Origin of the sequence: Duffyella sp. Ts4 (assembly GCF_051851875.1) — a bacterium.
Taxonomy (GTDB): domain Bacteria; phylum Pseudomonadota; class Gammaproteobacteria; order Enterobacterales; family Enterobacteriaceae; genus Duffyella; species Duffyella gerundensis.
This window is the reverse complement of sequence record NZ_JBLYPN010000001.1, coordinates 270,665-296,544: the sequence shown is the minus strand read 5'-3', so window position 1 is coordinate 296,544 and position 25,880 is coordinate 270,665. Positions and strand designations below refer to the sequence as shown.

25 protein-coding genes and 3 pseudogenes are annotated in these 25,880 nt (G+C 52.4%); 12 read left to right on the top strand and 16 right to left on the bottom strand.

What is annotated here, in order from left to right:
• Positions 1-132: 132 nt before the first annotated feature.
• Positions 133-999 (top strand): crotonase/enoyl-CoA hydratase family protein, encoded by an 867-nt coding sequence (locus ACJY2L_RS01420; RefSeq protein WP_439212145.1) that lies wholly within the window; start codon positions 133-135, stop codon positions 997-999.
• On the opposite strand, the gene pdeR is transcribed toward ACJY2L_RS01420, so the two are convergent.
• From pdeR to ACJY2L_RS01395, 5 genes are all read right to left on the bottom strand, one after another.
• Positions 1,000-2,985 (bottom strand): cyclic di-GMP phosphodiesterase, encoded by a 1,986-nt coding sequence (gene pdeR, locus ACJY2L_RS01415; protein ID WP_439212144.1) that lies wholly within the window; start codon positions 2,983-2,985, stop codon positions 1,000-1,002.
• Between the two features lie 148 nt (positions 2,986-3,133).
• Entirely contained in the window at positions 3,134-3,424 is a 291-nt protein-coding gene (locus ACJY2L_RS01410; RefSeq protein ID WP_439212143.1) for a YbdD/YjiX family protein, read from the bottom strand.
• The gene (locus ACJY2L_RS01405) at positions 3,417-5,483 is read right to left on the bottom strand and encodes a carbon starvation CstA family protein (RefSeq protein WP_439212142.1); all 2,067 of its coding nucleotides are present in this window, start codon (positions 5,481-5,483) and stop codon (positions 3,417-3,419) included. The genes ACJY2L_RS01410 and ACJY2L_RS01405 overlap by 8 nt, the downstream gene beginning before the upstream one ends.
• Positions 5,484-5,652: 169 nt before the next feature.
• Positions 5,653-7,587 (bottom strand): exoribonuclease II, encoded by a 1,935-nt coding sequence (locus tag ACJY2L_RS01400; RefSeq protein ID WP_439212141.1) that lies wholly within the window; start codon positions 7,585-7,587, stop codon positions 5,653-5,655.
• Between the two features lie 121 nt (positions 7,588-7,708).
• A complete protein-coding gene (locus ACJY2L_RS01395; RefSeq protein ID WP_439212140.1) occupies positions 7,709-10,018 on the bottom strand; it encodes an FdhF/YdeP family oxidoreductase in 2,310 nt (769 codons plus the stop codon).
• 247 nt (positions 10,019-10,265) lie between these two features.
• Between ACJY2L_RS01395 and ACJY2L_RS01390 the strand changes: the two genes are divergently transcribed.
• Complete coding sequence (locus ACJY2L_RS01390; protein WP_439212651.1) at positions 10,266-11,855, top strand: PTS transporter subunit EIIC; 1,590 nt, start codon at positions 10,266-10,268, stop codon at positions 11,853-11,855.
• Between the two features lie 36 nt (positions 11,856-11,891).
• On the opposite strand, the gene ACJY2L_RS01385 is transcribed toward ACJY2L_RS01390, so the two are convergent.
• The gene (locus tag ACJY2L_RS01385; RefSeq protein ID WP_439212139.1) at positions 11,892-12,212 is read right to left on the bottom strand and encodes a hypothetical protein; all 321 of its coding nucleotides are present in this window, start codon (positions 12,210-12,212) and stop codon (positions 11,892-11,894) included.
• A gap of 150 nt (positions 12,213-12,362) precedes the next feature.
• Between ACJY2L_RS01385 and ACJY2L_RS01380 the strand changes: the two genes are divergently transcribed.
• The 4 genes from ACJY2L_RS01380 (at position 12,363) to ACJY2L_RS01365 (ending at position 16,065) form a co-directional block, all read left to right on the top strand.
• Positions 12,363-13,076 carry a YnfC family lipoprotein gene (locus ACJY2L_RS01380; protein ID WP_439212138.1) on the top strand — a complete coding sequence of 238 codons (714 nt, stop codon included), beginning with the start codon at positions 12,363-12,365 and terminating at the stop codon, positions 13,074-13,076.
• 82 nt (positions 13,077-13,158) lie between these two features.
• Positions 13,159-13,512, top strand: coding sequence for a hypothetical protein (locus tag ACJY2L_RS01375; protein ID WP_439212137.1), 354 nt, complete (start codon positions 13,159-13,161; stop codon positions 13,510-13,512).
• Positions 13,513-13,908: 396 nt separating this feature from the next.
• Positions 13,909-15,681: a putative bifunctional diguanylate cyclase/phosphodiesterase gene (locus ACJY2L_RS01370; protein ID WP_439212136.1), complete on the top strand. Its 1,773-nt coding sequence runs from the start codon at positions 13,909-13,911 to the stop codon at positions 15,679-15,681.
• Positions 15,682-15,768: 87 nt separating this feature from the next.
• Positions 15,769-16,065 carry a hypothetical protein gene (locus ACJY2L_RS01365; RefSeq protein ID WP_439212135.1) on the top strand — a complete coding sequence of 99 codons (297 nt, stop codon included), beginning with the start codon at positions 15,769-15,771 and terminating at the stop codon, positions 16,063-16,065.
• Between the two features lie 60 nt (positions 16,066-16,125).
• Here the strand turns inward: ACJY2L_RS01365 and ACJY2L_RS01360 are convergent, their stop codons facing one another.
• Positions 16,126-16,305: a hypothetical protein gene (locus ACJY2L_RS01360; RefSeq protein WP_439212134.1), complete on the bottom strand. Its 180-nt coding sequence runs from the start codon at positions 16,303-16,305 to the stop codon at positions 16,126-16,128.
• Positions 16,306-16,556: 251 nt separating this feature from the next.
• Between ACJY2L_RS01360 and ACJY2L_RS01355 the strand changes: the two are divergent.
• From ACJY2L_RS01355 to ACJY2L_RS01345, 3 genes and pseudogenes are all read left to right on the top strand, one after another.
• Positions 16,557-16,826: pseudogene (locus tag ACJY2L_RS01355) on the top strand (hypothetical protein).
• Between the two features lie 334 nt (positions 16,827-17,160).
• Positions 17,161-17,397 (top strand): hypothetical protein, encoded by a 237-nt coding sequence (locus tag ACJY2L_RS01350; RefSeq protein ID WP_067430912.1) that lies wholly within the window; start codon positions 17,161-17,163, stop codon positions 17,395-17,397.
• A gap of 365 nt (positions 17,398-17,762) precedes the next feature.
• Complete coding sequence (locus tag ACJY2L_RS01345) at positions 17,763-18,017, top strand: hypothetical protein (protein WP_071852505.1); 255 nt, start codon at positions 17,763-17,765, stop codon at positions 18,015-18,017.
• 697 nt (positions 18,018-18,714) lie between these two features.
• Here ACJY2L_RS01345 and ACJY2L_RS01340 read toward each other — a convergent pair.
• From ACJY2L_RS01340 to ACJY2L_RS01330, 3 genes and pseudogenes are all read right to left on the bottom strand, one after another.
• Positions 18,715-18,992 (bottom strand): annotated as a pseudogene (locus ACJY2L_RS01340) (SAM-dependent methyltransferase); the annotation flags it as partial.
• 70 nt (positions 18,993-19,062) lie between these two features.
• Positions 19,063-19,398 carry a hypothetical protein gene (locus tag ACJY2L_RS01335; protein ID WP_439212133.1) on the bottom strand — a complete coding sequence of 112 codons (336 nt, stop codon included), beginning with the start codon at positions 19,396-19,398 and terminating at the stop codon, positions 19,063-19,065.
• 203 nt (positions 19,399-19,601) lie between these two features.
• A complete protein-coding gene (locus tag ACJY2L_RS01330; protein ID WP_439212132.1) occupies positions 19,602-19,766 on the bottom strand; it encodes a hypothetical protein in 165 nt (54 codons plus the stop codon).
• A gap of 877 nt (positions 19,767-20,643) precedes the next feature.
• On the opposite strand from ACJY2L_RS01330, the gene ACJY2L_RS01325 reads away from it, so the two are divergent.
• A complete protein-coding gene (locus ACJY2L_RS01325) occupies positions 20,644-20,835 on the top strand; it encodes a hypothetical protein (RefSeq protein WP_439212131.1) in 192 nt (63 codons plus the stop codon).
• A gap of 524 nt (positions 20,836-21,359) precedes the next feature.
• Here ACJY2L_RS01325 and ACJY2L_RS01320 read toward each other — a convergent pair.
• The 6 genes and pseudogenes from ACJY2L_RS01320 to ACJY2L_RS01295 form a co-directional block, all read right to left on the bottom strand.
• Positions 21,360-21,626 (bottom strand): hypothetical protein, encoded by a 267-nt coding sequence (locus ACJY2L_RS01320; RefSeq protein ID WP_439212130.1) that lies wholly within the window; start codon positions 21,624-21,626, stop codon positions 21,360-21,362.
• Between the two features lie 72 nt (positions 21,627-21,698).
• Positions 21,699-22,259 (bottom strand): annotated as a pseudogene (locus ACJY2L_RS01315) (RecT family recombinase); the annotation flags it as partial.
• Positions 22,256-23,074 (bottom strand): PD-(D/E)XK nuclease-like domain-containing protein, encoded by an 819-nt coding sequence (locus ACJY2L_RS01310; protein WP_439212129.1) that lies wholly within the window; start codon positions 23,072-23,074, stop codon positions 22,256-22,258. The pseudogene ACJY2L_RS01315 and the gene ACJY2L_RS01310, both read right to left, overlap by 4 nt.
• Positions 23,074-23,388, bottom strand: coding sequence for a hypothetical protein (locus ACJY2L_RS01305; RefSeq protein WP_439212128.1), 315 nt, complete (start codon positions 23,386-23,388; stop codon positions 23,074-23,076). The genes ACJY2L_RS01310 and ACJY2L_RS01305 overlap by 1 nt, the downstream gene beginning before the upstream one ends.
• A complete protein-coding gene (locus ACJY2L_RS01300; RefSeq protein WP_439351279.1) occupies positions 23,385-23,534 on the bottom strand; it encodes a hypothetical protein in 150 nt (49 codons plus the stop codon). Before ACJY2L_RS01300 ends, ACJY2L_RS01305 begins: the two co-directional genes overlap by 4 nt.
• A gap of 106 nt (positions 23,535-23,640) precedes the next feature.
• Positions 23,641-23,757, bottom strand: a complete 117-nt coding sequence (locus ACJY2L_RS01295; RefSeq protein ID WP_439212126.1) for a protease FtsH-inhibitory lysogeny factor CIII — start codon at positions 23,755-23,757, stop codon at positions 23,641-23,643.
• A 776-nt stretch (positions 23,758-24,533) separates the two neighbouring features.
• On the opposite strand from ACJY2L_RS01295, the gene ACJY2L_RS01290 reads away from it, so the two are divergent.
• Both ACJY2L_RS01290 and ACJY2L_RS01285 read left to right on the top strand, forming a co-directional pair.
• Positions 24,534-24,800, top strand: a complete 267-nt coding sequence (locus ACJY2L_RS01290) for a hypothetical protein (RefSeq protein ID WP_439212125.1) — start codon at positions 24,534-24,536, stop codon at positions 24,798-24,800.
• 177 nt (positions 24,801-24,977) lie between these two features.
• Positions 24,978-25,127, top strand: coding sequence for an ECs_2282 family putative zinc-binding protein (locus tag ACJY2L_RS01285; protein ID WP_439212124.1), 150 nt, complete (start codon positions 24,978-24,980; stop codon positions 25,125-25,127).
• Positions 25,128-25,880: the final 753 nt, after the last annotated feature.

Below are 25,880 nucleotides of genomic sequence, written 5' to 3'. Positions count from 1 at the left end.
GTTTTAAAACCGTGCTAAGTCAGCGATTTAGCATGGTTTTTTCTTAAAAATCTTACTCTTATTAAGTTTGGTCTCACTCTCGTTTACGCTGGTGTTGCGGTTAACGCATTCATATAACGAGAGGATACGATTATGACAGTTTTAAATCAGGCGACATGCAGAGTGTTTACCGAAGCAGGACAAACCACGCAACTTTCTGCTTATTACGAGGAAGGCCGCCGAACCATGTGGATGATGTTGCGTGCGCAACCGCGTCCCAGTTTTAACCATGCTCTGATTGAAGAGATCATGAATCTGAGCTATGCCGCGCAACGCTCGGGCCTGAAGATTGACTTTTGGGTCACCGGGTCGCTGGTGCCATCGATGTTCAACGCAGGAGGCGATCTCGGCTTCTTTGTTGACTGCATCCAAAACAACCGTCGTGAGGCGCTGCGTGCGTATGCGCGCGCCTGTGTGGATTGCATCCATGCGGCGGCTCGAGGTTTTGACACCGGCGCGGTGTCACTGGCGATGATTGAGGGGAGCGCACTGGGCGGTGGATTTGAGGCTGCGCTGGCGCATCACTTTATTTTGGCGCAGAACAACGCACGGATGGGCTTTCCGGAAATTGCCTTTAACTTGTTTCCGGGAATGGGCGGCTATTCGCTGGTGGCGCGCCGTTCCGGCATGAAGCTGGCGGAAGAGTTGATTTGTGAGGGGGAATCACACTCTGCGGAGTGGTTTGAAACCCGTGGCCTGGTGGACAAGGTGTTTCAACCCGGTGAAGGCTATCGGGCGGTGCGCACCTTTATTGATACGTTACAGCCCAAGCTCAACGGGGTCAGAGCGATGTTAAAAGCGCGCCAGCGTGTGTTGCAGTTGTCGCGCGCTGAACTCATGGATATTACCGAAGACTGGGTCGACTTCGCCTTTACCATCGAACCAAAGGACCTCGCTTACATGACACGCCTGGTGCAGTTGCAAAACCGCCACAGTGCGCAGTTACGTAAAGCGGGATAATTAGCCAAGGGCAGTACGCTTAACCAGCCAATGCCCGATATCTTCTGCGGGCATTGGCTTCGCATAAAGGTAACCCTGCCGCACATCGACCCCGCTTTCCATCACGAACGTCTCTTCCGCTTCAGTTTCGATGCCCTCTGCAATCACCTTCAGCTCCAGCGCCTTGGCCACGGCAACGATAGCGCGCACCAGCGATTGCGCCACCGGCTGGGTATTTACGTCGCGCACAAAGCTTTGATCCAGCTTGATGGCGTCGATAGGCACGCGCGCCAGCTGTGACAGCGACGAGTAGCCGGTACCAAAATCATCCAGATGCACTTCGGCGCCCAGCTGCTGAAACTGCTTCATCAGCATCAGCGCCTTCTCTTCATTCTCAATCAGGCAGCTTTCGGTCAGCTCAATATCGATCGGGCAGTCATCCAGCCCGTTCTCCTGCAGCGCCTGCTGTAAGTCGAGGTAGATGCTCTGATCGATCAGTTGGCGCGCAGAAACGTTTACCGCAACGCGCAGCATAATGCCTTGCTTGCGCCATTCCACGATCTGTTTCACCGCGGTGAGCATCACCCAGCGCCCCAGCGGCACAATCAGACCCGACTCCTCGGCATAGGCGATGAACTCCCCTGGCGACACCATGCCGCGTTCTGGTGAGTTCCAGCGCACCAGCGCCTCAACGCTACTGACCGCGCCGCCCTGGTCGATCTTAGGCTGATAGTGCAGCAGCAGTTGATCCTGCTCCAGCGCCTTACGCAGGTTGGTGTCGAGCCAGACATACTCGAAAACCCGCTTGTTCATCTCCGCCGAGAAGAGGCAATAGCGGCCACGGCCATGCTCTTTGGCGTAATACATGGCGGTATCGGCATTACGAATCAGGCTTTCCCGCTCTTCACCATGAGCAGGAGACAGCGCAATGCCGATGGAACAGCCACTGTAGACTTCGATTAAGCCGATGCGGAAAGGCTGGCGCAGGTGCTCAAGAATCCGCGTGGCCATCGCTTCCATCTTCTCCTGCGAGGTATCTTCAGCCAGCACCAGAAACTCGTCGCCGCCAAGGCGGGCAAGTGTCTGATTTTTATCGAGGCAGCTTAAAATAGCCAGTGAAACAGCCTGTAAAAGCTGATCGCCAAACATATGGCCGTAGGCGTCGTTCACTTTTTTAAAGTTGTCGAGGTCAAGATAGACCACGCCAATAGTAGAGTTTTCGCGGGCTTCAATCACCTGCGCAATCTGCTGGTGAATCGCATTGCGGTTTGGCAGGCCGGTCACAGTATCGGTATTGGCCAGCACGCGTAACCGTTCCTGCGCCCGTCGTTCTTCAGTGATATCCGTACCGGAACAGATTAGAAAAACCTCGTTTTTTCCGCTGCCGCTGTGCACAAACTTGTTGCGAAACAGGAACAGCCGCTGACCTTTTTTGGTCTTCACCCAGCGTTCCACTTCGTAAGAGCTGCCATCGCGGAAAAAACCGGCAATATTGCGGCGCGACTCGCTGGCTTCCTGGCGAGTCATAAACAGCTGAAACACATTACGGCCGATAACTTCCTGTTCCTTCAGGCCGGTATATTCTTCGCACAAACGGTTAAATCGCTGAATGTTTCCCCGCTGATCGAGTATCACGATCACCGAGTTCGCTTCGGAGACAACCTGCTCAGCAAACGACAAGCCCTGGGTCAAATCCCTGGCCACGGCGGTAGTGTCGCCCCAGGCTGACGCGCTGCCCGCCCAGGTATATTGATCAACCTTACGGCCAACAAAATGCATTGCGAGATATTCGCCACGCAGTGAAAGCGTGATGTTGACGCTGGAGGTGATCACCGTCATGGCGCGAAGCAGCCCGGCCTGAGAAGAGGTGAGGGGAATGGCAAGATTGGTTTTCGCCTGTTCATCCTCGGCAAAATTAAGAGCATCGCTGTCTGCAGTAAGGCGCCAATGAGGGCTGGTGGTACCAAAAAGGGCATACATTAACGTTTGCCCTTGTTCATCGGTCATGAAATCTTCCTCCGGGAAAGCAATGCAGGCCGTTATCTTATTATTTCAGCAACAGTATTCGTCAACTTGTCCCGGCACAAGATGCATTTAAAAACTATTTTTATTGACAATCTCATGGTAACAATAAAAGCCCCCGCAGGGGCCAGGGCTAGCAGGGACACTTACCCAGCTTGCCCCCTTTACCAGGAAATCGCGCATCGAGACAGTAGCGATGAAAGTCGCGTTCACTCATCGCTGGCTGGTCCGGATGATGCGCCTGCATATGTCGCACATAGTTGCCATAATCCTGCACGCCCACCATTAAACGAAAGCACTGCGCCAGCCGTTGCATCACCAGCCGCAGGGTGAGTTTTTCCGGCGACGGCGGTGCTGTCTGCTGGCAGCGTATAATCACCGGCGGTACTAAAGGCCGCGCAACCCGATAAACCAGTTTAGCCATGACGTACCTCCTCACGTAACACTACCGGCGATTCATGTACGCTCGGTTGCGGATTGCTCAGCGCCCGACGAATCACCAATACCGCTGCTACCAGCATCGTTACCGCCACCAGCATAAAGAAGCCGCACAGCGCCGCGTTGATATGGTTGCTCAGCACGATGGTTTGCATATCCGCCACGCTTTTCGCGGGTGCAATAATCACGCCCTGATCGATACCTTTGCTGAACTTGTTGGCCTGCGCCAGAAAGCCAATACTCGGTTTCTCGTGAAAAATTTTCTGCCATCCGGCGGTCATTGAAGTAATGAACAGCCAGACCGTAGGCAGAATGGTCACCCAGGCGTAGCGCTGCTTCTTCATCTTGAACAGCACCACGGTGCCGAGGATCAGCGCCATCGACGCCAGCATCTGGTTACCGATGCCAAACAGCGGCCACAGGGTGTTGATGCCGCCCAGCGGATCCACCACGCCCTGATAAACAAAGAAGCCCCAACCGGCGACGGCCACGGTGGTGCCCGCCATGTTGCCCAGCCAGGAGCGGTTATTGGCCATCGATGGAATAAAGGTGCCGGCCAGATCCTGCACCATAAAGCGACAGGCGCGGGTCCCGGCATCCACCGCGGTGAGGATAAACAGCGCCTCAAATAAAATAGCAAAGTGATACCAGAACGCCATCATCGCCCGGCTGTTAAACACCTCGGTGATGATATGCGCCATGCCCACGGCGAAAGTCGGTGCGCCGCCGGCGCGCGACAGTATCGACGTCTCGCCGACGTCACGGGCAATGCCGCTCAGCATCTCCGGCGTCACCACAAAACCCCAGCCGTTAATCGCCTGAGAAGCGGTTTCAACCGTGGTACCAATCAGTGCGGCCGGTGAGTTCATGGCGAAGTAAACGCCAGGTTCAATCACCGAAGCGCAGATCAGCGCCATGATGGCGACAAAGGATTCCATAAGCATCGCACCGTAACCGATAAAGCGAATGTGGCTTTCGCGCTCAATCAGCTTCGGCGTGGTGCCGCTGGAGACCAGCGCATGGAAGCCGGAAATCGCGCCGCAGGCGATGGTAATAAACAGGAAAGGGAACAGCGCGCCAGAGAATACCGGACCGCTGCCGTCAATAAAGCGCGATACCGCCGGCATTTTCATCTCCGGCATGGCAAAGACGATGCCCACAGCCAAACCGACGATAACGCCGATTTTCAGGAAGGTTGAGAGATAATCACGCGGCGCCAGCAGCAGCCATACCGGCAACACCGAGGCGACAAAGCCGTAAATCACCAGCACCCAGGTCAGCGAAGTGCCTTTCAGCGTAAAAAACGGGCCCCAGTAAGGATGCTGGGCAATATCGCCGCCGTAAATGATCGCTGCCATCATGAGTACAAAACCGATCAGCGAGACCTCAGCGATTTTTCCTGGCCGAATAAAGCGCATGTATACGCCCATAAACAGGGCAATCGGAATGGTCGCCGCGATGGTGAACAGACCCCACGGACTGTTTGCCAGCGCTTTAACCACCACCAGCGCCAGCGCTGACAAAATAATGATCATCACACCCAGCGCACCGAGCATGGTCACCACGCCGGCGAAAGCGCCCAGTTCCTGACGCGCCATTTCACCCAGCGAACGGCCATCGCGGCGGGTAGAGATAAACAGGATCAGAAAATCCTGTACCGCACCGGCCAGCATCACGCCGACTAAAATCCAGATAGTGCCGGGTAAAAAGCCCATCTGTGCAGCGAGAATCGGGCCGACCAGCGGACCGGCGCCGGCGATGGCGGCAAAATGGTGGCCAAACAGCACCCATTTATTGGTCGGTACATAGTCCAGACCGTCGTTCAGCCGTTCCGCAGGGGTGCGGCGACGATCGTCCAGCTCGAAAATATTTTTGGCGATAAAACGACTGTAAAAACGATAAGCGATGCTGTAACAGGCCACGGAGGCCACCACCAGCCAGACGGCGTTCACATGTTCGCCGCGGCTCAGCGCCAGCATTGCAAAAGCGAATCCTCCCACTAACGCCACTGCTAACCAGATAACGCCGGTTTTGACGTTTTGCATAACCCACTCCTTGTTGAAACCAAAAAAGGCCGTCAGATAAACAACAAGTTAAAAGTAATGTAATAGTTTGTTAAGGAAAGTGAATCAGAGGAGAAGTGTGAGCGGCAAAGCGAATTTCACAGAGCGGGATGAAAAACTGCGGGACAGAACTGTCCCGCAGGGAAGGTCTTTATGCTGCTGGTCGCGCGACAACGCTGCGCGTTTCCATGCGCACTTCGGCGATGGTCACGTCAATCACATCCGTCACGCGATAGGCCACTTCGCCTTTGATCTGCACGGTGCCGTTTTCCTGGCTGCATACCAGTTCATCACGCACGCTGTGCAGGAAAGGCGCAGGAATAAAGGCTACGGCGCCGATATCCAGCAGGCGAACACGCATACCGCCACGGGAAACATCGATAATTTCCGCGCTGAACTTCTGATCGGTACCGGCAGCTTTCTGCAGGTAACGAGCATAGAGCCAGTCGCCGACATCGCGCTCGGCCATGCGGCCCAGACGACGACGTTCACCCATTTTCAGGGTGATATCATCAGCCGGACGCTGCGCCTGTTCGCCACGTACGATCGCTTTCAGCAGACGATGGTTGACCATGTCGCCAAATTTACGAATCGGTGAGGTCCAGGTTGCGTACGCTTCCAGACCAAGGCCAAAGTGCGGGCCGGGTTCGGTGCTGATTTCAGCAAACGACTGGAAGCGACGAATACGGCTGTCAAGGAACTGCGTTGGCTGGGCATCCAGTTCGCGGCGCAATACGCGGAAACCTTCCAGCGTGGCGATAGCCTGCGGATCGGCCGTTACGCCATGATTGGCCAGCACCGCCGCCGCCAATTCAGCGTTGGCAGCATCAAAGCCCAGATGCACGTTGTAGATACCAAAGCCGAGTTTCTCACGCAGCACCTTCGCGGCGCAGACGTTGGCGGTAATCATCGCCTCTTCCACAATGCGGTTAGCGATGCGGCGCGGTTCGGCAACGATGTCCAGCACTTCGCCTTTTTCACCCAGCACAAAGCGGTAATCGGGGCGATCTTTAAACACCAGCGCGTGGGTTTTACGCCATTCGCTGCGGGCCAGACAAACGGCGTGCAGCAGACGAATCTGCTGAGCAATCGCGTCGCTCTCCGGCTGCCATTCACCGCTGTTTTCCAGCCAGTCAGAAACGTTGTCGTACACCAGCTTGGCTTTCGATTCAATCCACGCGGCGGAGAAGGCCACATCGTCACCGAGCGTGCCATCTTTAGCGATGGTGACACGGCACACCAGCGCCGGACGACGTTCGTTGGCGCGCAGCGAGCAGACGTTATCGCTCAGCTCACGCGGCAACATCGGAATATTGAAGCCCGGTAAATAGTTGGTGAACGCGCGTTCTGCGGCCAGCGCATCCAGCGCGCTGCCTTCCGCCACGTAGGCGGTAGGATCGGCAATGGCGATGGTCAGTTTCAGCGCACCATCATCCAGCGCCTCCACATACAGCGCATCATCCATATCTTCCGTGCTGGCGCTGTCAATGGTAACGAAATTCAGTGCGGTAAGATCTTCGCGGGTCAGCTGTTCATCCAGCATCTCGCCAAAGCCGACGCCTGGCGCTTCGCGCTCAAGATTATGGCGTGACAGTGTCACCCACCACGGTGCCAGATGATTGTCGCCTTCGATAATGAACTCGGTCAGTTCAGCGTAGAAGCCTCGATCGCCTTTCAGCGGATGACGGCGCATTTCGGCAACCGCCCAGTCGCCCGCCTGAAAATCGTGCTTTACGCCGCGATCGGGACGACAGGAAATCGCATCCTTTAATAAAGGATGATCGGGAACGATGGAGAGGCGATCGTCTTTTTTCTGGATACGGCCAACAAAGCGCGTCAGAAAAGGCTCAATTAGTTTTTCGGGTTCAGCGATTTCACGATCTTTATCCGTCTGGATCACCGCCGCGACGCGGTCACCGTGCATCACCTTTTTCATTTGCGGTGGTGGAATGAAGTAGCTTTTTTGCGCATCCACTTCTAAAAATCCGAAACCTTTTTCGGTACCTTTTACCACACCTTCCACACGAGGCGTCTGCGCGTGGAGCTTCTCTTTAAGCTGCGCGAGCAGCGGATTATCCTGGAACATAGTCGTTTAATTTCGTGGCTGTAAGCGGCTGACAGTTTTACGCGAATCACTGCCTGGCGGCAAGGTGAAAAAAACGTAAAAAGCCGGACGAACCGGCTTTTTACATGGCGCTGACACTCTATCAGGCAATGCGTTGAGTGACTACGGCGGCAGAGAGGGAAATCTTCACCGGCACCGATTTTGAGGTCGGCGTAAAGCTCACGTCGCCATAGCTGGAAAGCGGCACCAGCGGGTTGGTTTCCGGATAATACGCCGCAAGGTTGCCACGCGGAATATTGTACGGCACCAGCTTGAAGTTGCTGACGCGACGCGTAATGCCGTCGTTCCACAGGGTTTCGATATCAACGTTCTGACCTTCCGTCATGCCCATCTCAGCCAGGTCTTCCGGATTAATAAACAGCACTTCGCGCTGGCCATATACGCCGCGGTAACGGTCATCGAGGCCGTAAATCGTGGTGTTGTACTGATCGTGTGAACGCAGCGTTTGCAGGGTAAACGGTGCGGTAACACCTTCGCCTAAATCCGGGAACAGTGAGACTGGCAGGGCGGCTGCGCTAAACTCCGCTTTCTGCGATGGCGTATTGAAGCGCAGTTCTGCCGCCGCGTTGCCGAGATAAAAACCGCCTGGCTGCTCGCACTTAGCATTGAAATCCTGGAAGCCAGGAATAGTCGCCGCAATGTGCTCGCGAATCAGGTTGTAATCCGCGGCCAGCGCCATCCAGTCCACTTTTTCACTGCCCAGCACTGCGTTAGCAATGCCTGCCACAATGGCGGTTTCTGAACGCTGCGTCGTCGCCAGCGGTTTGCCGATGCCTTCTGAGGCATGCACCATGCTGAACGAATCTTCAACGGTAATAAACTGCGAGCCGGTGGCCTGCATATCCAGTTCGGTACGGCCAATGGTAGGCAGGATCAGCGATTCTGCGCCCGGCACCAGATGGCTGCGGTTCAGCTTGGTGCTGATATGCACGGTCAGGCCGCAACGCTGCAGGGCTTCTTCGGTGCGCGGGCTATCCGGTGCTGCTGCCGCGAGGTTGCCACCCAGCGCGATAAACACATGAATTTCATCGCGCAGCATCGCTTCCAGCGCTTCCACGGTGTTGTGGCCGGCGGCGCGAGGCGGCTCGAAATCAAAATGGCTACCCAGCGCATCAAGAAATGCCTGACTCGGCTTCTCATCAATGCCCATGGTGCGGTTGCCCTGTACGTTGCTGTGGCCACGCACCGGACAGAGGCCTGCGCCTTTTTTTCCCAGCTGTCCAAACAGTAGCTGCAGGTTAACGATCTCGCGCACCGTATCCACAGAATGTTTGTGCTGGGTGATACCCATCGCCCAAGTACAAATGACGCGGTCGGCGCTTTGGTAAATCGCCGCGGCCTCGCGCAGTTGCTGCTCGCTCAGGCCTGACTGCTGCACAATCTGCGCCCAGTTGGTGTTGTCCACCGCCGCCAGATAGGCGTCGACACCCTGAGTTTTAGCATTAAGGAAGGCTTCATCAAACAGGCCTTTTTCGCCTGCGGCCACGCGAGCACGATGGGTTTCCGCCAGCGCTTTCACCATGCCACGTACCGCCGCCATATCGCCGCCGAGGTTGGGCTGATAATAGGTTGAGCTGATGGTGCCCGCTTTTGAGGTCACCACTTCCAGCGGCTTTTGTGGATCGGCAAAACGCTCAAGACCGCGCTCGCGCAGGGTGTTGAAGGTGACAATTTTTGCGCCATGATCGGCCGCATGACGCAGGCTGTGCAGCATGCGCGGGTGGTTTGTACCCGGGTTCTGGCCAAAAACAAAAATGGCATCAGCATGGTCGAAATCGTCGAGGCGAATAGTGCCTTTGCCTACGCCAATGCTGCGTTTGAGGCCGCTACCGCTGGCTTCGTGGCACATGTTAGAGCAGTCAGGGAAGTTATTGCTGCCGTTCATGCGGCCAAACAGCTGATAGAGCCATGACGCTTCATTGCTGGCGCGGCCGGAGGTGTATAGCTCCATCTGATGCGGATTATCCATCGCCTTGATGTGCTTCGCGATCAGCGCAAAAGCCTCATCCCAGCTCACCGCTTCGTAGTGATCGGTTTCGGCGTTGTAGCGCAATGGCTCGGTCAAACGGCCCTGATATTCCAGGAAGTAATCACTCTGCTGATAGAGCGCCGACACGCTGTGTTTTTTAAAGAAGGAGGCATCCACAAAGCGGCGGGTCGCTTCCCAGGTCACCGCTTTAGCGCCGTTCTCACAGAAGCTGAAGGTGCTTTTATTGTCATCGCCCCATGCGCAGCCAGGGCAGTCAAAGCCTTTGGCTTTGTTCATGCGCATCAGGTTACGCATGTTTTTCAACGCTTGTTTGCTGTCAAAAACAAAACGGGTGGTGGCTTCCAGTGAACCCCAGCCGCCAGCAGCGGCCCGGTAAGGCTGAATTTTAGTTTTAAATTTCATGATATTTGCAGGCTTTTCTTGTTTATGAGTTGTTAAGAAGTTATGTCTTCTTTTCGCAGGAGTCTGCTCCCGACATGCAGAATTGTCTAATTGATTGCTTTAATGGTGTGATAGGTGCCGTTTATCGCGTCGCGCTTTTATTTGTGATGCAGGTCAAACTTTGGCCGCTGCAAGGCGGCCTCTGCGGCGCCCTGCAGGATTTGTTGGCTAATAATGAAGCTTTCAACCGCACAAGAGAGCGATGAAGATGAAAAAAATGGCCAGCCAGATTCACGCCTTTGGCAAGGCGCTGATGATGCCGATTTCGGTGATCGCCGCTGCCGGTATTTTTCTCGGTGTGGCGGCCGCGATGCAGAATCCCGCTATCACCGGCGAAGCCTTTGCCAGTTTGCAGATTCCGCAGCTGATCATCGGCTTCATCCGTAAAGTCGCGGGGGCGCTGTTTGCCAATCTGCCGGTGTTCTTTGCCGTGGCCAGCGCCATTGGCCTGGCGAAAGCGGAGAAGCCGACCGCCGCCTTTGCCGCTGTTATCGGCTTTATCTCGATGCATGTCGGCATCAGCGCCACGCTGGCGTCTAAAGGGCTGACCGCCGCCACTACCACGCCGGAAGCGCTGCAACGTGCGGGAATGGATCAAACCGCGGCGATGATGGTCTCCGCCGAATATATCGACACGCTGGGCATCTTTACCTACAACATGAGCGTGCTGGGCGGAGTGATCGCGGGCCTGGTTACCGTGTTCCTGCACAACCGCTTTTATACCCAACAGTTGCCGACCGCCATCAGCTTTTTTGGTGGACGCCGTTTTGTACCGATCGTTACCGTGGTGGTATTACCGCTGATTGGCGTGCTACTGGCGCTGGTCTGGCCGACCATTGGGCAGGGCATTGCATGGATTGGCATGATGATTGGCAAAAGCGGCCAGTACGGTGCGTTTTTGCTCGGCACCTTTGAACGTTTGCTGATTCCTACCGGGCTGCACCACATTCTGAATGAGACGGTGCGCTTTACGCCGATTGGCGGCATTGCCACCGTGGATAACCAGACGCTGGTGGGCGCGCTGAATATTTTCAACGCCTCGCTGACCCATCCCGGTACCATTCCCGACGACACCATTCGCTCTGCCACCCGCTTTCTGGCACAGGGTAAAATTCCGGTGATGATGTTTGGTCTGCCGGCAGCGGCACTGGCGATTTATCACACCGCACGCCCGGAACATAAACAGCGGGTTAAGGCGCTGGTTATGGCCGGCGCGCTGACCTCATTCACCACCGGCATTACCGAGCCGCTGGAGTTCTGCTTTATGTTCGTCTCGCCGGTGCTTTATGTGCTGCATGCGTTGCTGACCGGCCTCTCCTTTATGCTGATGTCGATGCTGCACCTGATGATCGGCAACGTGCAGGGCGGCGCTATCGATCTGGTGGTATTCGGTATTCTGGGTGGCAGTAAAACGCACTGGTGGTGGACGCTGGTGCTCGGTGCGGTTTACGTGCCCGTTTACTATTACGGCTTCCGGTTTGTGATTACCCGTATGAATGTGGAAACGCCGGGACGGGAATCAGAAGAAGAAGCGAAGCCAGAAGTGGTCGCCGCCGATCAGCGCACCAGCGTGATCATCAGCGGGCTGGGCGGCGAGGCCAACATCGAAGAGGTCGACTGCTGCTTCACCCGGTTGCGCGTGCGGGTCAAAGAGATGAAAGAGGTGGTGGATCAGACGCTGATGACCACCGGCGCAAACGGCGTTAATCGGGTCAGCGATCATGATGTGCAGGTGATCTACGGTCCGCAGGTGGAAAAAATAGCCAACGATGTTAAAAACGCATTGGGTATCGCCTGAGGCGGGATGGCCCGGCTGACGAGCCATCCTGGCATGCTAGCGGCTAAGATGAAGCGGAACGGCCGCTGGCAACGCCTCGGCAGCGCGGGCCAGCAATGCAGCGGGGGTCAGCGCCAGCCGAAAAGCGTCGCTGGCCGGTGCCAGAAAAGCGGTGCGCAGATGGCGATTACAGATAAACCAGATTTCATCGCGGTCGTTGGAGAGAATATAGTAAGCGTCGGAGGTTTCTGAAGGGTTGAAGCAGCCCAGCGCCCGATAGGCGGTATCGCGATTAAATCCACTCAGCAACGGCAGCGGACGCGGGCCGTTGGTTAACTCCTCCACACGTAAATAGAGGCCTTGTTCGATCCACAGCATAAAAACCTTCCTTCGTGGGCAGCAGTAACCTGATTATAATTCCTTTTAGCGAAAGCCTTTTTTTAACGCACCGGATTGCCGGGCAGGTCACACAAGCGCACCGCAAATAAGGCGACAGGGCATGTCATTCAATAACAACAAGGGTGAATAATGAAAACGCATCGGCTTGTGCTGTTACCGCTCTGTATGCTGATGGGCTGTGACCGCGAAGCGCCTGTGACCAAAGGCAACATGATGACTCTCTCATCACTTTACGATTTCGAAACGTTGCCCGGCCGCGTGCATAAGCTGCACCAGCGCGCCACCGACAGCAGCGGCAGCGTAGTGCACGAGGTGAATGCCGAGTTTGATCGTCAGGGCTGCATTATTGCCTTTGCCATGGACAGCGATCTTTCCGGCCGCGTCCATCTTAAGCGACAGGCTGCCCAGCTGACCGGTGATGAAAATGGCGAGGCGGTGGTGTATGAGCTGAATCAACAGTGTGAAATTGAAAGCAAGCTCAATATTGCTAAGAAACAGCGCACCCGCTTCCGTTACAACGAGCAGGGCTGGCTGGTGGAATCGATACCGGAATACGCGGGCGTGCGTTATCGCTACGCCTACGACGATGCTGGATTGCAGCTCAGCGTGATCGGCAGTGCGGAGAACAGAACACTGGAAGAGATTCATTACACATGGCCGCAAAAAGCCGCCAGGCCCGCTGACTACACGATGAACATCAAGACGCCAGAAGGGGAAAGCACCATTTCGATGCGTTGCGAATACCAGAAAAAAATTCCTGTGGCCTGCGATATTGTGCGCCAGCCGGGTGCTAACAGCGCAGGCGTGACCCTTAAGGCGACGCTGGAAACCACCTTTTACTGATCTGATTGCCTGTACGACGCGTGCGGGCATCAGCTTATCTATTCGACATGACCCTTACCGCGAGAACCCTGACGCCGTGAAAATGAAAACCCTTATCCTGATCGCCAGCGCCATGCTCATGGCGGGCAACGTCTCTGCGGCCCTCGACGCCGTGCCGGCAATGAAATGCGGCGCGTTTAGCGTATCGCCCGGTGCCAACGGCACGGTGCGCATTAATGGGGTAAAGCCTAAAGTGCAAAAGGTCACCTTTTTGCAGCAAAAAGGCGATTATCAGCGGGTGAAAATACACTGGGTGGTGGCCGCGACAAAGTTCAGCGGTAATTACGCGATGGATTATGTTAACGCTGATGATAAGCCGACGATGCATGTGGAGATCATGCGTACTCAGCAAAGCCAGATTCGTATTTCCGGCGACTATGACTGCCAGCCGCAATAATATTTTAGTGTGCTTTCGCCTTAATCTGATTTTTAACATTCGAGTTTTTACTGCGAATTAAACCGAGGCGGAGACAAGGGCATTATTGTGCAGCGGCACATGGGCTAACTTTCCTGCTAAACAGATGATGCGGCGCGTGTTATCCCGCGTACACACCCCGACGTAGCGCGCCACGATGCCGCATCAGCCGCAGCGTCGCGTAGCGGCCCGATAAAACAGGGCGCGGTTTTTCGTGTCCGCTGCTGCCTAAATGCTTGGAAAAAAAGGCTGCCTTATGACACTATTCACCAGTGAAATCATTATATTAAAGTGACAGCAATTAATTAAATTTCACCCGGAACGTTATTAATCTTAACCTCTGTTAAGTTTTTATGGCCAGCATACAGGGAGGCCTAAGTGCATAATAATCAAAGTGATACTGAGAAAAGTCGTCTCAGAGCGGTGAATACATTGCTGTCACCCGATGAAACCAGAGATGAAGCACTGGATAAGTTTGTCCGTTTGGCCAGCCGCGTATTAGGTATTTCAGGCAGTTTTATCTCAATCATTGATGATAATAACCAATACATTAAAGCGTCGCAGAATTTCGATTTAAAGCAGTCGACCCGCGGTGATTCCCTGTGCCGACATGTTGTTGATGGCAATGGTGAGCTGGTGGTGGAAGATACGCTGCTTGACGATCGCTTTGTGAGTCATCCTTTCGTGACCGGCCAGCCGTTTATGCGTTTTTACGCGGGCGTGTCGCTGACCAATGAAGATGGCTTTGTACTGGGCACGCTGTGCGTCACCGATGTTGAACCACGGGTGTTCTCTGACGAGCAGCTCATCACGCTGAAGTTTCTGTCGGAACTGGTGACCTCATTTTTGGATGCCTGGAGCCACGCCGGTTTTGTGGATCTCATTACCAATCTGCCAAACCGTCAACGTCTGGTGCGCGATATTCAGCAACTGGCGCTGGATAATCCCGAACAATCTCACAAGCTGATGCTGATTGACTGCATTGAGATCCAGCGCACCTATGAGCTGGCTCGCACCGTGGGCACCGGCCCGGCCGAGCAGCTGCTGAAGCACATCGCTATTTCCGTTTTCCATCGTCTCAAGATGAATGGCGAAACCACGCTGTATGCCTTCGCCCCGGGCCGTTTTGCTATCCTTCAGCCGAGCGAGACAGCACTGCAGGCTCAGGATGTGGTTAACACGCTCAGCAACATGAATGCCGATCTTGGCGAGAATATCTCCATTGCGCTGGAAGTGTTCACCGGCGAAACCGAGTTTTTGCCAGGCCAGCTCAGCGCCAACGAGGCGCTGCGTCAGGCGGTCAGCGCGCTGCACGAAGGTATTCATACCAACGTTACCGCCATGCCTTTTGACACCTCATACGATTCCCGGCGCACCGACGATTTTTTGATCATGAACGATCTCGCCAGCGCGCTTAAAATGGATGAAGATTTATATCTGGTGTATCAGCCGAAGATTTGCCTGCACAGCGGTAAAACCGTGGGTCTGGAAGCGCTGATACGCTGGGATCACCCGCTGCGCGGCGAGCTGTTCCCGTCACAGTTCATTCCGCTGGCGAAGAAAACCAATCTGCTGTCTGAGCTGACCGATTGGGTCATCAATCGCGTGATTGCGCAGCTGAAAACCTGGAATCAGGAATATACGCTGATTCCGGTATCGATTAACGCCAGTGAGCGGGATTTCTCCAAGCCAGGCTTTGCCGATGCGCTGGCGGCAAAATTGCAGGACGCACAGTTGCCAGCATCGGTGATGGGCATCGAATGTCTGGAAAACGAATTAGTGACAGAGAGTCGCGTGGCGGTGGAAGGGTTGCAATCGCTGAAAGCACACGGCTTTGACATCTCGCTGGACGATTTCGGCATCGGTTACAGCAACATCAGCTACCTGCAGGATCTGCCGCTGGACGTGGTTAAAATTGATATGTCGCTGATTACGCGGCTGGCAAACGATGCCACCTCGCGGATTATTGTCAGTAATATCATTCATATGCTGAAGGAGCTGAACTACACGGTGCTGGCTGAAGGGGTAGAAACCGAAGCGACGCTGACTCTGCTCAAGCAGTACGGCTGCGATCAGGTACAGGGCTATTTTTGCTCGAAGCCCATTCCTGCCAGCGACATTGAGCACTGGCTGGCGCCACGCGCTCGCTGAACCGGGCAGGTTATCACCAAGCCACCTGCGGGCGGCTTCTGTTACGCCATTTACCCATCAGCTCAAGGTTTTCACAGGAAGCCGGTTGTGAATAAAGCGATAATTTTCAGCGCGATCATTGTATTAATTAGCGCCTGTTCAAACTCAGTTGGGCGCAATATCGATGCTGATGGCGTGCAACAAATCCACAAAGGCAGCACCACACGGACGGAACTGATCTCGCTGTTTGGTCAGCCTGACACCGAAACGCCTTATCCCGATGGTCAGCAACTGCTGATGTGGACATACAGCGAAGCCAGAGCGATGGACACCACCGAAGGCAAAACGCTGACGGTGCAGATGAAAAACGGCAGGGTGTTCAGCTATGTGCTCAGTAAAAGCTAACGGCGACAGCAATATTCTGTAAGACGCGCCCCGCAGCAGCGGGGCGATCTCTTTTCCCACTTATACCAGGCTTACCGACAGCACGGTAATCTCTTCCGTTTCCAGTTTCATCAACGCTTTGATGCCATAAATATAGGCCGTCAGTTCTTCCTCAACGTCATCACCTTCAATAAACGCATGCAGGGTTTTGTGCTCCTGACCCTGCGGCTTTACCACGTACGAAACAAACCACTTCTTCATTTTTTCATCCTTAACGTTGCAAGCCAGATTACCAGGTTTAGTTGCAAAGCGCCGCGGACTCAAGCGCAGCAGCAACGTCACGGCGATATAGCCTGTTATCAGGTGCCGTTATTTTGACCGCACCGAACGATTTCAGCGCAAAAACGCATTTTTGCTGTTTAATCGGCCAATTGAAACAGGCTGAAAAAGGTTAATTTTTCTTCTTCATCACGGAGGGAATAATGATGCGATGCAGAACGCTTTTACCGCTGATGGTGTTAATAGCGGGCATGCTCTCTGGCAACCCAGCCCTGGCTAAAAAAAACGCGCTCAGTGACGATGAAGTGAAACAGCAGATTATCGATGATTCGATCGCTGACTATCCGGGCACCTGTGCCTGCCCGTTTAACAGCGCCCGTAACGGCAGCAGTTGCGGCAGGCGCAGTGCCTAGAGCAAAGCGGGCGGCTATGCGCCGATATGCTACAAAAAAGAAGTGAATAAACAGATGGTTACTGAATGGCGGCAGAGTAACGGCGGCTGAAAACGGCGCGGTAAGAAGATTGACAAATCTTGACGTTTCGTTGGGGGGAAATGGCCTGTTACGCAGCGCTCAGGGTGATGATCCACAGCAAATGATGCCAGGTTAAAGTCCAGGCATCCGCTTGCGCTGACAGTGCGACACGCCCTCGCTTGATCTGCCGTTGCGGCTGAAATGAAGGATGGCTCAACGCAATTAATGGGAAATCAGACGTAATGAAACTGCCTGCATAATAATTCAGAACTCTTTTACAATCATCGGGTTGACGATAATCAGACGTAGTCATTAGCTGATGTGTCTGTTTTAATCCGTTGTGTTAACTTATCCCGGAGGGCAAATGGCTAAGAATAATGACGTGAATCCGCAGTATAAAAATACCTGCTTTCTGGTCGGACAGGCGATGCTGTCAATGGCGGTGGCCAGCCCAACCTGTGCTGAAAGCATTATGACACTGCTGAATATCGACCTCATAGCCAATAAAACCTATTCAGCCGATGAGCTGAATACCATGAATAAAGTGATGCAGCTGCTGGAGCTTCAGGCCGAGCCGGTATTACAGCGCTCAGCAGGCTAACCACGCGGAAGGGATATAACGCCTGCCGCGAAAGCAGGCACCTTTTCTCAGCACATTCCTTGCTCTCAGCTTTTTCGACACCCTATAAGAGACGTTCGTCTCGCCTGGCAACCTTGCTTTTCTCTGCGGCGTTGTCCGGCAAACATCTCTACCTTTCACGCCATACCATTACTCTTTCTTTAACCACCAAAGGAAGCTGCCGCCGTTTATCTTCCGCGTGCTCACTCTCAGCTGCTTACGGTGATTCTCAGGTATTATCCCGTTGATAACGTGGCGGCCATAAGCCTTCAGGTTAGGTTTCTCCTATCTCAATGAGAATTAATACCGGCTGGCTACCCGGTCACGGTTAGGGGAATAATCGTTGCATGACTACATACCTGGTAAGAGTGGGTTTTCATAACCCAACGGGCCTGACATTCAGGCAACTTGATGAAGTGCTGGAGCCGCAACGATTCTGGAGAACCCAGCCCTGTGATGGCAACTTTCGTTATTACATGGAATATGAATATGAGTCAGATATAAGAGATCTCTGTGACGTTTGCGAGTTGGCCTATTCGCAGGCCTGCAAGGTCAGAAAATGCCCGTTAATATTGGTACAGACTAAATCGCTGAGCAGCTAGTCGGGCACTTGATAACGTAGCCGCCTCAACGATGTAGCGAAGCCGCCATCCTCTGATGCTCACCCCTGCGCCATTGCCCTGCGGCAACGGCGCATTCTCTTGGTCTGAGTTATCGCGTTCTGCTCGCTTTCGCTGAATCTGTTGAAACCCGCAGGCTGCTGGCCGATCCCTCATCAGGCATTTTCCGCTATTTGCATCGCCCGCCTTGAAGCTCATGCAGAAAGATAAGCCATGCGCCAGGGCAAACATCATTCACTGCAATTTCATCATTTCCAACCTGTTGTTCACTTACCCTCCTAGCACTCACGTACTGCGCTATGAGACGGCTAACTCTTTATGTTTCCTTATGTAAAGCAGGCTTGCACTTTACCGGTAACATTCTAAATTACACAGGAGCAGTTCAATACACACAACCGTAAGAGGGCTATTTATGGCTAAGCATCATCTGATCAAATCTCTTGAAATCACGGCATTTGTAATATTTACGTTAATGATTGTGTACTTCGCCGCCAGCGGTTCACTATCGATGATCGGTATGGATCACGCATGGCCGTATCCCACTAAATAAGCAGTAAGCGCACCAGGGAAATCAGTTCTGCTAACCAATAGAATTAAAATAGCCTGTAAAAAGAGGGCAAAAACATGCCCCAGCCAGCGTTAACAGGTGTATCAGTCGTTCACGCCAGTTAAACGCAGCTCCAGCGCGGATATCATCACGCCAGCTCTGCTTATCCAGCGCGCCATATTTTTTACGCATCCAGCTTTTTTACCGGCGCGTTCGAGGTGAGGCGGATCGAAAACAACCTGAGAGAATGTGCTGTCAGGGAATGGAAGAGCATGGAAGTCAGCGATAATGTCGGGGCTGATTTCCAGTAACCGGCCATCGCATAAAATATGCGTCTCTTCACGCTTATCTGTGAACACGGTTCGGCTGTCCTGCTTATCCATCCAGAACATACGGGAGCCGCAGCACATATCGAGGATGCTGATTTCAGACAGAGTTATTCCTCACGCAGGGCGCGATAGTTAAAGTCGATGGGTTTGGTTAGATATACTGCGCGGAGTCGGCAGCGAGCAGGGTGATAGCTTTGCGCATGGCAGCGATGCGGCCAGAAGCTGTATATTCGATGGTGCGCGATTCCAGACCGTCCGGCTCTGTCACCAGAACTACTGAATCGCCAAAGATGATGTTCATTTCCAGCCGGGCGGCCACAATCATCGCGTGAGCACAGGTGGTCAGCGGATTGAAGTCACCGGGTTCACCACAGGCTTCAAGAATAATGCGGTCGTGATAGTCACCGCCCCCGGCCGCTTCAGCTGCAAGCTTAGCCACGGCAATTAGCCGATCCTTTGGCAGTTGTCTGATTTCATCCTGCGTCATTGCGAGACTCCTTATCGACCAGCCGCACATAGTAGGTCAGCCACAATTTAGGCGTGAACGTGTTGGGCGACAGGCACTATATTTGTTTGGCGTGGAAGTTGAGGATTTCGGTGATGATGGGGTCGTAATCGGCTCGGGGTTTGTCTTTGATAGCGGTGATGATTGCCTCGCGGCATTTGCGCGCTACTGCCCGGACTGCGTTTTCAATCTGAGGCTGCATTCTCCGTTACTCCGTTGCGCTGCAGGCAATCATTCCAGACTTGCTCTGCCTGCCTTGCCCGTGGAATGGACCAGACATTTTTCCTTTTGTCTGTGCCGCCATATCCGTTGTCGATTAACTCTTCCATGTAGGCAGTGAAGGTGCGCATGCAACCCTCCGCATCACCCTGGCGCGTTCAATACGCTCATAGTCATCCTTGCATTCAGGACAGCAGAAGAATCCTTTCTCCAGCTTCTCACCGCAGTCGCCGTTTTGGCAGATGCCGGTAAATGTCATAGTTGTTCGCGGCCTGTTAGCCAGAGCTATTTCAATATTGAGCATCTCCAGCTCAGCGGCATTATCAATATCGACTGCATGCATGGTGGTTACTCCGATTTTTGACGTAAAAAAACCTGCCGGAGCAGGTTAATTTAATTTCAGTCATTGCCTGAGCTCTACTGGATACGGTTTCAGTTCATTTAGCGCTGCTTCTATTGCCTCATCTGGCGGGCGAGTTTGATATGCAATTTTATAGATAGCCCTCAAGTTCCCCTCATGCCTTTCATAAAAATCAATCCAGTATGATTCGATATTTTTGGTGCTAGCATCTGTGAGCACGAGATAAGTTGAGCTGTTCTCTGCCGAATGCTTTACCAGGGCCTTATATTTTTTAAAAAACTATGCAATCTGCCATCACTTTTCCCCTTCTGATAAATCCGTATAGTGCAGCGCTGATACTGCCGCGCAAAGTTACTATAGTGATTCAATCATATGTCTGAATACCTTTTCAATTCCGTTGTTAGTGTTTTCAATATTTTTATTATCGCCAATCCGTTTTTTCTGGGCATTTATAAATCTAAAAATTATGCGCTAAACATGAGACATGGCTCTGTAAAATGAAATTATTCATTAAAATCTGTTGATCATTCACTAAAAATGTTTTATACGGTGTTTTATATCTAAGCAATATCAGATGAGAGAAGTTTTTCTATAATGCGATTTTATCTTATTTATTTTATCATATTAATAAGGGGTCTAGGTTAAACATGAAAAGAGTTGTAAGGAGCAGTTTTTCAAGCAGTAAGGTCAATTTTGAAGAGCCAGAAGGTATTTTTTGGTTATTGGATAAATTATTAAATTATCGAGCTAAAGAGTTTTTTATTCCTTTGTTTCAAATAGCTCTTTTTATCACCCTTGCAATCTTATTTTTTATTTTTTTTTTACTTTGGTCTGATTGAGCCCAAAACTGATATACCAGATTCATTTGATCCTTCTTGGCGTGGTTTATTATATCTTTTTGATTTAAGGTTGGAGTCTGCGATTGCTTATGGATCCTTTAAGTTTTTTAGTGCTTTGTTAGGCGTGTGTTTTTTTATTGGTTTTATATTGGTGGCAATTGAAGAAAATTTTTACAAGTCTTTGTGGGTAGTGTTTTTTTCACTTCTCTCAATAGGGTGTGCTGGAATTTGTGCCATGGGTGGTGGTGTTTTTTTGCTATCTATAATTGTATATTCCATTGATAATTACCGTTTCCCGTGGGTCTTATTATTAGAAGGTGTTGGGTTAATGATCCTATCCTTTGGAGTATATGCAATTTTGAGGTTTTCATTTATTAATTTTTTTGAAAGGGTTGTGCTAATTTAGTTGGGAAAACCCCATCTATGTGAAAAGTATTTTTAGCCCGCATTATGCGGGCAATTTTATGCATTTGATGATAAGTTCTTCCTTTTAAGTTGATATTTATGCGATTTTATTAATGTAGCTAATGATTTTTATTATTTAATTCTGTATAGCACAGCTGATAAATTTCTGTAGCTTTCTTTAGGTGGCCGGTATTTCCAGACAGCATTTTCGCCGCATATTTGTAGCAGCGGTCTAGACTTGAAGCCGAATCAGCATTAGCAGAGGCTTCGGTGAAATCGACAAGTAGCTGATCCGGCGTACGAGCCAGGTTATTGATGTTCGCCGGCGTATTAATTTCTTGCTCGGACGGATGACTTTCTGGCTTACTATTGATCAGATTGTTCAAATCCTGCCGGGAGCGGACCGGAGTAACGTCGCGTTCTGCACGCTCCTGCTGCTCAAATTCGTCCGGTGATTAAACGCCGAGAATCACGTACGGGCAGTAGAGGCGCGCCCAGTATTTAACGGCCAGATACGCCAGCTGCTGCTTCGGAGCCGTTTTCCACAGTGGGGAGTTGCGGGTGGTGACGAACTCCATATAGAGCGGTTCGCCCCAGGTGATTTCCGTTTCGCCGCGCAGCACAGCGCCAACGCGCACAAACAGGCCTTTTTCATTGGCAGCATTCGCCACGCCCGGCTTGAACTTGCCCCAGTCGCCGCCGTAATCGTATTTGAACCGGTCCTGCATGGCGGTGGAGCTGGTGATTACCGCATTGACCAGCTGCGCTTCATAGCCCAGCACGCCGTTTACCAGGTGTGTTTTCTGTGCCACGGCGTAAGGATTCATTCCCCACTGAGCAGCCTGCAATGCGATAGCCAGGCAGTCAGCAGGCTTACCGGCAAGGTGGGCGGGCACGGTTGCTTTGCCCTGCGCCACAACCTCGGCAAACGCCTGAAGCTTCTGCAGGCCGGTAGGGCTGAAGATGGCTGCTTTGGGGTCGGCCTCGTTAACCGGCAGGTGCATAATTTCGTTGCTCATGAGTAGTCCTTTCTTTTAGCCCAGTCAGGGCGCGTAATTTCTTCAACCCCGCCCCAGTTACCTGAAGCCAGACATTCGTGATAGGTGTTGAGGTCGCGCCGGAACAGGTCATAACCGACCTGCACATCATCTTCGCCAAGCTGAAAGACGCGCACCGGGTAGCGGCCACAGTCGATCGACTCGCTGACGGCGATGAATACGAAAAGAGGGTATTCGCCGTACTGCCGGCTGAATCCCTCGCGGTAGTAAGCGTCCTGCACGTGATAGCGGAATTCCTCAACGTGGCGGGCAAATCGGGACATATCCGCCACTTTTTTGACGTCCACAACCACTGGCTGAGAGCTGAGGAATTTGTCTGGTCGGATGCGGCACAGCTCCCCCGTCTCATTGTCGTTCCAGAATATTGAGGCTTCACAGTGGCCTTCAGCCTCAAGCAGCCAGCGTGCGGCGGGATGGGCGAGGGCACTGGCGCGCATCAGCTTCAGCTTGCGTCCCTGCTCGGCATCCATCACCGTCATCCCGCACCCGGCGCAGTCTTCCATGAAGGCTTTCTCATCGGCCTTTCCCTGGGTAGTGCGGCGGTTAAATTCAGGTGCCACGATGAACCGCTTATCAAACTCATCCGGCTCCAGAAGAACGCAGTGCAAGGCGGTCCCCATGTCCAGCGCGGCCTTCTTCTCGTCATCTTCTGGCGCCAGCTTCCGCCACTGGAAGATTGCAGGGTTGATGGCGATATCATCCAGCTGTGACTTACTGATGCCCGGCCCGGAGTGATACGCCTCGTTGCTGATGTCGAAGTAGACGCCCGGTTCCATCAGGCCACCTCATCAAAGCTATGCCGGTTGCGGAAAATATTGAGGGCATATTCACGGGTTACGCGAAAGTTGAGCAAATCCCACAGCACCTCGCTCACTTTCACCTGATACTCACTGTCAGATTCATCCAGCCACTCGCAGGCCAGCGCGGTAAACTCTGACGGCTCATATCCGCTAATTGCTCCCATAATGGGATTTGCACACTTCAGTTCAGCCAGGCGCTCAACCTCTTCAGCAATAATTTCCTTATCACCCTCAGAGAGGTTTTCGATGATTGCCTCAATCTCTTTGTTGTCTCTGATGCTGAGTTTCATTTCTTCACTCCCACGTTAATCATCTCGTACAGCGCCCGGATGAAGTCGTTATCCGCCAGCCGATCGCGCTCTTCTTGCTCGCGGCGCTGGCGTTCCGCTTCCTTCTGCTGGCGCTGGTAAGCATCTGATGGATTGCAGGTCATCACTGGCACGCTCTCCGCAACAGTTGCATCGCCATAGCCCACTTCGCTTTATCGCTGTACAGCTGCGCTTCACGGCAAAGCTGCTGCGCTCGTTTGAAATAGCTGATTTTCATGGCTGGCTCTCCAGTAAGTTGAGAAGGGTGCGCCAGCCAGTGCGGAGGCGGCGGGTGATTACGTCGAGAAGTGATTCATTAAGCTGAGCGGCGCCCACGACGGCATAGTTCATCGTGGGATTCCTGATTAATTGTTTAGGTTTGAGCTGAAGTAATAAGGGCCAGTCATTTCTGGCGGGTCAATGAGATTTCTCAGCTATATCGCACCGAAGTGCGCCGGTGTGAATGCACTACTGAGCTGATTACTAAAGTATTTTTGTGGTATCACTCCTTCCAGATGCAGGTAAAAAATGCATTTTAATCACAAATTAATAGTTCAAAACACTTAAAATTTGATCTAAGTTAGATTTAAATATGGAGTTAATGGCTGTGTTATCAGGTATTTAACTATTGGTGCCAATCCGGCACCCACGGAGATGGTATGTGTGGCCTGAGCTTTTGCTGCCCTCGTTGTGGTTACAAAAAGTTTGTCTTTACGGATTATTGTCAAATCACCCATACCAGACATGGCGCTGCTTGCGCGAAATGTGGTACACCGCTAACCCTTCACTCATGCTTGGCAGGTAACAGCAATCGAACGCCTGACAGGGGCGACGAAAACACACCAACAGAACTTAGTGGTTAGAATTAATATAGCGCGCCCGTAGTTTGAAAATTATTACTACAGCCACTACCTGCTAACGCGGGCTCAATTTCAGCTGCCCGCCTCGTGGTTAAACCAAATGATTCTTTTGGTGTGGCTTTTTGCAGCTTTATTTATTCTTCTTTTTTGTGCATAAAAAGCTGTCATTAGGCAAAATGGTTGTTCTAACTGGATTTATTGGTGCACTAAATGAGCTGCAGTATCATGGTTAAGTAAACTTAAACTAACTGTGATGAGGTGGGCGTGATGGCAAGTTTTAATATTTCAATCGCATTTTGTGGCGAAATTGATGCTAATGGCGTTTATATAAGCATGCGAGATGCAATGACCGAAAACGGGTTAAAGCACAGCGTTACTGATAAATCCGGAGCGAAGTTAAGGTTGCCTCGGGACAAATTTACTTTTTCAGGATATTTGTCGCGCAATAAAGTGCTCGATAATGTTTACCTGATAGTTTCAAAGTTTATCCCGACACCCGAAGTGATGGTTAGCGAATCGGCGGGACGAGCATAGCGAGGTTTGAAAGAAATTGACCTTCCATAGATGCTTTTAAAAAGGCCGCCATCAGGCCGCCTGTTCGATAATTTATGCCTGCTTTTATCCACATCAGGCGAGGTGGTTCCTGCTATTCCCAACAGCAGAAATCTGTATAAAATCTGAACTACCCAACAGTATAAAAAGGCACTAATTATGCTGGAGAGTAAAACTATGAAGGTCGCCTGCCCGGATTGCGGCAGCGAGCTCATCAAGCGGCCCGATGATTTTGACTTTGACAGTAATTTCACTGACGTCTCCTGCGCCGATTGTGGTCGTGAAATCACTCGCGACGACGTTGTCTAGCAGGGTGCTGACGTGGCTAAACAGCAAATCGATGCTTTGTTCAGGGATGCTTTCAAGGGAACCAGCTTCAAGCTTAAATAAATCAACCAGACCCTTAACCTGTTCAATTACATCACTGGCGTCTATCCGTATGGACGCCTTCATTTCACCCGCCATACTTTACCTCGCCGTTACGATATCTTTTGAGTTGCGATAGTCGGCAGCGAATATCGCGATTTCTGGTAAGCACATTGCTGTGCTCTCATGCTTATCCCGCAGAGAGGGTGAGATTACTGCTTTCTCTACTCTCTGGTTGCAGCTGGATAAGGTACTGACTATTCGGCGCTCGAAACGTGCCTGCTCGATAGACTGTGATGCTTTGCGGGAGTTAAAAGCCGCCATACGTCGTTGATTTCTGTTCATGGGTTTTCCTCAATGAGTGCTTGGGTGCAAGAGCCGGAACCCGTGACGTTTCCGAATTTAAGAGGCTTCTCAGGTCCGGCGGTAAACTCGCGCCGTAAGCTCCACCTCTCTCTTGCCCGAAGCACTCGCCTCGGCCTGTGTATTCACAGGGCCATATGGTTAAAGAGCTGATATCTGCGAAACCTTCAGGTGGGCTAGCGCCGATCACTTCTGGCAGACCAACATTCTCAGTCCTGCAAAGCTCCGCGCCAAGTGGCAAACGCTGAAGGCGCAGATGAGCCAGCCGGGCCGCAACAGAACGCCAGCGCCTCAGCAGCCAGTTGAGCACTGGAACAGCCGCCAAGCATGGGA

Bases quoted from the DNA above. Each gene is read 5' to 3' on its own strand.
- ACJY2L_RS01380 (WP_439212138.1), top strand. From the start codon at position 12,363: ATGAAAACGCATCGGCTTGTGCTGTTACCGCTCTGTATGCTGATGGGC.
- ACJY2L_RS01285 (WP_439212124.1), top strand. From the start codon at position 24,978: ATGCTGGAGAGTAAAACTATGAAGGTCGCCTGCCCGGATTGCGGCAGC.
- ACJY2L_RS01335 (WP_439212133.1), bottom strand. From the start codon at position 19,398: ATGACGCAGGATGAAATCAGACAACTGCCAAAGGATCGGCTAATTGCC.
- ACJY2L_RS01375 (WP_439212137.1), top strand. From the start codon at position 13,159: ATGAAAACCCTTATCCTGATCGCCAGCGCCATGCTCATGGCGGGCAAC.
- ACJY2L_RS01290 (WP_439212125.1), top strand. From the start codon at position 24,534: ATGGCAAGTTTTAATATTTCAATCGCATTTTGTGGCGAAATTGATGCT.
- ACJY2L_RS01325 (WP_439212131.1), top strand. From the start codon at position 20,644: ATGAAAAGAGTTGTAAGGAGCAGTTTTTCAAGCAGTAAGGTCAATTTT.
- ACJY2L_RS01390 (WP_439212651.1), top strand. From the start codon at position 10,266: ATGAAAAAAATGGCCAGCCAGATTCACGCCTTTGGCAAGGCGCTGATG.
- ACJY2L_RS01345 (WP_071852505.1), top strand. From the start codon at position 17,763: ATGACTACATACCTGGTAAGAGTGGGTTTTCATAACCCAACGGGCCTG.
- ACJY2L_RS01405 (WP_439212142.1), bottom strand. From the start codon at position 5,483: ATGCAAAACGTCAAAACCGGCGTTATCTGGTTAGCAGTGGCGTTAGTG.
- ACJY2L_RS01395 (WP_439212140.1), bottom strand. From the start codon at position 10,018: ATGAAATTTAAAACTAAAATTCAGCCTTACCGGGCCGCTGCTGGCGGC.
- ACJY2L_RS01295 (WP_439212126.1), bottom strand. From the start codon at position 23,757: ATGAACTATGCCGTCGTGGGCGCCGCTCAGCTTAATGAATCACTTCTC.
- pdeR (WP_439212144.1), bottom strand. From the start codon at position 2,985: ATGACCGATGAACAAGGGCAAACGTTAATGTATGCCCTTTTTGGTACC.
- ACJY2L_RS01350 (WP_067430912.1), top strand. From the start codon at position 17,161: ATGGCTAAGAATAATGACGTGAATCCGCAGTATAAAAATACCTGCTTT.
- ACJY2L_RS01420 (WP_439212145.1), top strand. From the start codon at position 133: ATGACAGTTTTAAATCAGGCGACATGCAGAGTGTTTACCGAAGCAGGA.
- ACJY2L_RS01360 (WP_439212134.1), bottom strand. From the start codon at position 16,305: ATGAAGAAGTGGTTTGTTTCGTACGTGGTAAAGCCGCAGGGTCAGGAG.
- ACJY2L_RS01310 (WP_439212129.1), bottom strand. From the start codon at position 23,074: ATGGAACCGGGCGTCTACTTCGACATCAGCAACGAGGCGTATCACTCC.
- ACJY2L_RS01305 (WP_439212128.1), bottom strand. From the start codon at position 23,388: ATGAAACTCAGCATCAGAGACAACAAAGAGATTGAGGCAATCATCGAA.
- ACJY2L_RS01385 (WP_439212139.1), bottom strand. From the start codon at position 12,212: ATGCTGTGGATCGAACAAGGCCTCTATTTACGTGTGGAGGAGTTAACC.
- ACJY2L_RS01410 (WP_439212143.1), bottom strand. From the start codon at position 3,424: ATGGCTAAACTGGTTTATCGGGTTGCGCGGCCTTTAGTACCGCCGGTG.
- ACJY2L_RS01330 (WP_439212132.1), bottom strand. From the start codon at position 19,766: ATGCGCACCTTCACTGCCTACATGGAAGAGTTAATCGACAACGGATAT.
- ACJY2L_RS01400 (WP_439212141.1), bottom strand. From the start codon at position 7,587: ATGTTCCAGGATAATCCGCTGCTCGCGCAGCTTAAAGAGAAGCTCCAC.